Source organism: Enterococcus mundtii (assembly GCF_002947535.1).
GTDB lineage: Bacteria > Bacillota > Bacilli > Lactobacillales > Enterococcaceae > Enterococcus_B > Enterococcus_B mundtii_B.
The window spans coordinates 1-5,493 of record NZ_PUAP01000044.1 but is presented as its reverse complement, the minus strand read 5'-3'; the positions used below and the strand labels follow the sequence as shown (position 1 = coordinate 5,493).

General features: G+C 37.5%; 4 protein-coding genes. All 4 read right to left on the bottom strand.

What is annotated here, in order from left to right; genetic code table 11:
* Window positions 1-73 precede the first annotated feature (73 nt).
* The 4 genes from CUS89_RS13690 to CUS89_RS13675 all read right to left on the bottom strand — a co-directional run bounded on the left by CUS89_RS13690 (window position 74) and on the right by CUS89_RS13675 (window position 5,180).
* Entirely contained in the window at window positions 74-2,005 is a 1,932-nt protein-coding gene (locus CUS89_RS13690) for an acyltransferase family protein (RefSeq protein WP_104872538.1), read from the bottom strand.
* Window positions 2,006-2,757: 752 nt separating this feature from the next.
* Entirely contained in the window at window positions 2,758-3,528 is a 771-nt protein-coding gene (locus CUS89_RS13685; RefSeq protein ID WP_258082435.1) for an SDR family NAD(P)-dependent oxidoreductase, read from the bottom strand.
* A gap of 144 nt (window positions 3,529-3,672) precedes the next feature.
* Window positions 3,673-4,632, bottom strand: coding sequence for an NAD(P)H-dependent flavin oxidoreductase (locus CUS89_RS13680; RefSeq protein ID WP_104872537.1), 960 nt, complete (start codon window positions 4,630-4,632; stop codon window positions 3,673-3,675).
* 122 nt (window positions 4,633-4,754) lie between these two features.
* Window positions 4,755-5,180, bottom strand: coding sequence for a MarR family winged helix-turn-helix transcriptional regulator (locus tag CUS89_RS13675; RefSeq protein ID WP_104872536.1), 426 nt, complete (start codon window positions 5,178-5,180; stop codon window positions 4,755-4,757).
* Window positions 5,181-5,493: the final 313 nt, after the last annotated feature.

Here is a 5,493-nt window from a genome sequence, read left to right as displayed (position 1 = left end):
TTCGTTGAGGCACTTTTTTTGTAAAAATTATCCCACTGCTCAGGTCAAAACATTGCTGTCACAACTTCAGTTTTTATTCACTTGCTTGAGTACTGTCAGATAAAGTATCGCTCGTATTAGTTGAAGAAGTCTCACTTGTTTGACTTGTCTCAGATTCTTTTGTTCCACCTAATAGTGCTTCACTGACTAGATGGATATAATTCAACATACCATCTGGATTTGGATGGACTTGATCATCATAGAACCATTCACTATGGTCATTACTATAACCATACCAATCGATCACTGTCATATTGTCATATTTCTTTTCCATTTCTGCGAGCATGGCATTGACTTCATTTTGCCAGCGCTTCGTTGGTACGCGGACATTGACCCAATAAACTTTTCGATCCCCGATCGCGCTCATCAAGCTATCAAATTGCGCCTCAGAAAAAGAGCCATTTGTTCCTAACCCAATTAATACCGTATCCTTCAATAGATCTCTATTTTTCAGTTCTTCGATATAAGGAAGGCTTGTGTAGAGTTGACGACCGACATCGCCATCTACGACTACTTGCGGATATAGTTCTTTTAAATCTGCCGCAGCATCTAACATGACTGAATCACCAAATGCAGTCAGCTCTAATTGTTGGGCTTTTTCCCCTTGCGCTTTGGTCAAATCATATTTATCCAAAATAGCTTGGTCAATAGGTGCTACATTATTGCCTTGATTATTCTGACTTTTTTCAGCTAATTTTTTACTTTCAGCAATATTCTTTTGTAATTGCTCTTGGTCTGCTGTCACAGCATTTTTAGGTGCTGTTACGAACCCGACTAATGCAATCGCTACGACTAAGGTTCCAGGGACCACCCATGGCTTTTTCCAACTGAAAATAGGTTTAGTGAACCAGCCTTTGACGACACGAAACGTTTTACTATAATCAAAGCGTGCCAACGGACGTTCAATAAAGCGGTACGACAGTTCACTGATCAATAAAATCAACGTGATTTCAATGACCGTGTGTAATAACACATGATCAGCGATACCTGATACTTTCGCTTCGTAAAAAATCATCACCGGAAATTGGTACAAATAGATCCCATAACTTCGTTTACCGATCCAACTAAAGACCGGATTCGTCAACCAGCGATTCAAGCTCGCACCTGGATGCGCTGTGACTGCCACAAGAACCATACATAAAAGACTGACTAAAAAGAACCCGCCATAATAGATAAAGCTCAAATGGTCATCTAAGAAAAAGAAAAAGAGGATCAACGTGATCAATGAAGTAAAACCCGCTAAATTCAATACTTTCTTTGCTTGTTTAGGGATATTTTTCTTTAATCGCGTACTTGGCCAAACAAAAGCCAATGCACTCCCCATCCAAATCGAGAACAAGCGAGTATCTGTCCCATAATACACACGGGTAGGATCGCCATTTGGCGAGTATAGCACCATCATCAAAATCGCTGATGCAATGGCTGTGCCCATAATGACATAAAAAATATTTTTTTTCTTACGGACAAATACCATCAGTAATACAAAGATGATCGGCCAGATCAGATAGTTTTGCGCCTCTACTGCTAAGGACCAAATATGGGTAAATGGCGACTCATTTGCAAAACGATCAAAATAGGATAATCCATTATTGATTTGCCACCAGTTATTGACATAGAATAAACTGCTGAGTACAACGCCCCGAAGATTATTCAACAATCCTCGCTGGAATAGCGTAATATATGCTGAAGCAGTAATAAGCAAGAAAACGAGCCCAGGATACAATCGTTTCATTCGCCGAACATAAAATTGCCAAATATTGATTTTACCATTTTGGTCCCACTCTTGTCGTAAGAGATCGGTGATAAGATAACCTGAAACGACAAAAAATATCGGAACTCCGAGGTAACCACCCTTCATACTTGTTGGCAACAAGTGGTATAAAATAACTCCGATGACCGCTAATGAACGAATCCCATCGAAGCCCGTGATATACCGGCTATTTTTTAATCTTTTTTGTTTTTCCATTCAATATTCCAACTTTTCATAAACTTTTTTCATTCGTAATATACGTGCATTACCAAAAAATAGCAAGCAAAAACTTCATAAAAGTTGCCACTTTATACTATAATCCCATAGTTCATCAAAAAAGAACACATTTTTAAGTAACTTTAACAAAATTTCAAATATAACAAGTTAGCTAATTGTTGCTTGGATAGGGTTTCATTATTTTTTATTGTTTTGTATGGATGGGATAGAAGAAAGATGAGTGATTCTCCTTTGCAAGACGAATTCTTCTATTAGACTTTTCATAATACTCCTCTTTTTCTCTGTCTTTGCATGAATCTTTGATCTTGGGAATTCCCCTCTTCTATGATTAACTTTCCTCACTTATGAATACTTATTACGAAAAAACATCACCTGTCCTTTACCAGACAGATGATATTTCTCTTTCGTATCATATATTTAATTTTTGAACCAAAGCTTCAGACATTGTTTGTTTATCTAGTTGGACATCTTTTAAGTAATCATTTAGCTCCACAGAAATTAAAGTAGCAAATTCATTCTCAGAATCAATCGAAAGATCATTGATATTTGTTGGTTTTAGCAAAGACACTTTAACTTTTTTACTACATCATATGGTATTTCCTAAATCCTCTGCAACCCAACGAATCATTCTCTTTCTCCTTTCCTATTGCTATACTGACTGCTTTCTATCCAAGCAATTCGTATAGACAAAAGGAATGAGAAATTTACTTACTCTAGTTTATTCGCTTGTGTCAGTCCTCATGACTAAGACTAGTTGATAGATCAAAATACGCTGTGGCATCTTCCACAAGCTGTTTTCCTTTAGCTATTACATCATCAACTGCATCTTTTCCTGCGACCCAGCGTTTGGGCGGTTGCTCCATATCCATGATAGAAATAAACGCAGTGGCAAATTTGTCACGGTGCCCTGGTTCATTGCCATAAAAATCCTTGACACTTTCTATGCGTTTTTTAGTTTCTTCTGCATAATCCTCTATAGATATTTCAGGAAAGAGAGTCCGCAGACGATCTTTTCCTGGCTTTGTACGAAAGGCTCCAGGTTCTACAATCGTGGTTAAGATTCCAAAAGGCGCTACTTCTGCACCAAGTGCCTCCATCCAACCTTCTAGGGCAAATTTCGATGCTGAGAATATAGATATGAATAGCTCACCCACTATACCCCTTGCAGCACTGATAGTGATCACATGTCCTTGACGCTGTTTCCGCATGACTGGCAAAACAGCTCTAGTTACATTTAGAGTTCCAAAAAAAGTAACTTCCATTTGATCACGAACCTGATCAGGGGTCACTGTTTCAAAAAATCCAGTAGAAAAACGGCCGGCGTTGTTAATTAAGACATCGATACGTCCAAAATAATCTAGTGTTTCATGGATGGCTTGATCGATACTAGCTGAATTTGTTACATCCATAGAAAGTGGAAGCAACCTTTCGTGCTGACCGATTTCTGCTGAAACCGCAGCTGCCTCTCTTGCTGTAGCTACAACTTGATGACCCGCTTTAATGCAGCCTTGGCTAGATCGCTCCCTATTCCACGAGCCGCACCAGTAATAAACCAAACTTTCTGTGTTGTCATACCACAAACCTCTTTCTTAATTTATGTTATAAGAGCCTTCAACTTTATAAAAACTGCTAATTGACAAGCTAGTTTAGGCAAAGTCTTGCATCAAGAAATCTACTACTTCTTTTACTGAATGAATTGCTTTGATAGGTGTAATACCAGTACCTACTGAGATATAACCATCTGTTGTATTTCCTTCAAGCATCCCAATACGCATACCACTTGTTCCACCCATTAATTCTGCTGTTTCTTCCCGACTAGCACCTTGTTCGTCCATTTCAACTAATTTCTTTGCTAACGCCGTAGGCAAAGAACGGTAATAGGCTGGTAAAGTACGAAATAGTAGCAAGTCTTCAGCTGTTGCATCCACAATCATTTGTTTAACATTTTCTGCCGCTGGGCTTTCTTTTGTTGGAATAAAAACACTTCCGGCAAAAATACCTTCTGCACCTAAAGCAAATGCAGCACGAACCCCTCTGATATCACCAATGCCACCAGCAGCCATTAATGGGATCTTGATTGCATCTGCAATCATTGGAATAATTGAAAATGTACCGATCACCCGTTCTGGCACCGTACCACCTTCATCAAAACCAGTTGCTACATAGATATCTACCCCTGCTTTTTCAGCAGCTTTCGCATTTTCAATCGTCGGAGTGATTGGACGATAAATAACTTTAATATTATGTCTTTTTAATGGTGCAAGAAGTTTTTCATTTAAGATTCCCCCCACATGGACTACAGGAACATTTTCTTCAATAACAGCTTCTAAGATTGGCCACGTATAAGTTAGATCTTCAATTGAAATCAAGCTGACAGCAAAGGGTTTATCTGTTAAGTTTTTTGTTTTGATAATTTCATTTCTCATTCTTTGAGCAGTGACTTCTGGTGAATGTGTGATCTCTGTCTGTCCTGCATTTGGTCCTAAGATTCCCAATCCACCTGCATTACTTACAGCTGCAACTAATTCAGCATTTGTAATCCAAGACATCGGGCCTTGGACGATTGGTTTTTCAATATTTAAGATTTCGGCTACTCTGTTAGTCATAATTTTAATCCTCCTAAAAATTTAGTATGCTAACTATTAATCAGTTGGGGTTGTAAAAGTTCCTGTGAAAATACTATCAAACAAGCTTTTATTTAGCATGCTAAATAAAAGCCGAAAAAAACTTAATCTAAGTTTTTTTCCATGCGTTTAATCAAATCTCTGAGTAGTAATCGTTCTTCTTCTGAAATGGATTCAAGCAATGTTTCTTGATGCGCTTTCCACATTTGGTTAACTGCCTTTTCAACCTCTTTTCCTTTATCTGTCAAAAAAATCCGCATGACTCTACCATCCTGTTCATCACGTTGACGATAGATAAATCCGTTATGTTCTAATGATTTCACCGTATTTGATACTGTTGGTGGTTCACACTTTAACCATTCGCTTAGTTCCATTTGTGTGATCCCATCACCAGCCCATAAACGACGCAGTAGATTATCTTGTCCTACATAAAGGTTAAGCTCTCTAAGGCTTTCACTATAATTGCGACGCAATTGCGAAGAAATAGCATCTAAACCCATACGTATTTCACAAGCGACACTAGGTTCCATAGTATAATCTCCTTTACTCCCAAAATACTTAGCCTACTAAACATATCATTCGATAATTTATTTGTCAATGATCGAATTTTAAAATAATTAGTGACAAATAAATATAAACCTTCCTCCATTTAAATAGAAAAATAACATCAAATTATCTCATAGATACATTAAAAGCCGAGTATAGTATACAGTTAAAAATGTGCTATAAAAATGATCAAAAACTTTTATATTTCTGATCATTCAATTAAACTGTATGAAATTGTACAATTTTTTTGTATCAAATACTGAATAAGTTTTTTACCCGCTGATTGTAAAATTAAGC

What these genes read in the sequence shown, in the direction of transcription:
- CUS89_RS13690 (WP_104872538.1), bottom strand. Translation starts at nt 2,005, where the DNA reads ATGGAAAAACAAAAAAGATTAAAAAATAGCCGGTATATCACGGGCTTC.
- CUS89_RS13680 (WP_104872537.1), bottom strand. Translation starts at nt 4,632, where the DNA reads ATGACTAACAGAGTAGCCGAAATCTTAAATATTGAAAAACCAATCGTC.
- CUS89_RS13675 (WP_104872536.1), bottom strand. Translation starts at nt 5,180, where the DNA reads ATGGAACCTAGTGTCGCTTGTGAAATACGTATGGGTTTAGATGCTATT.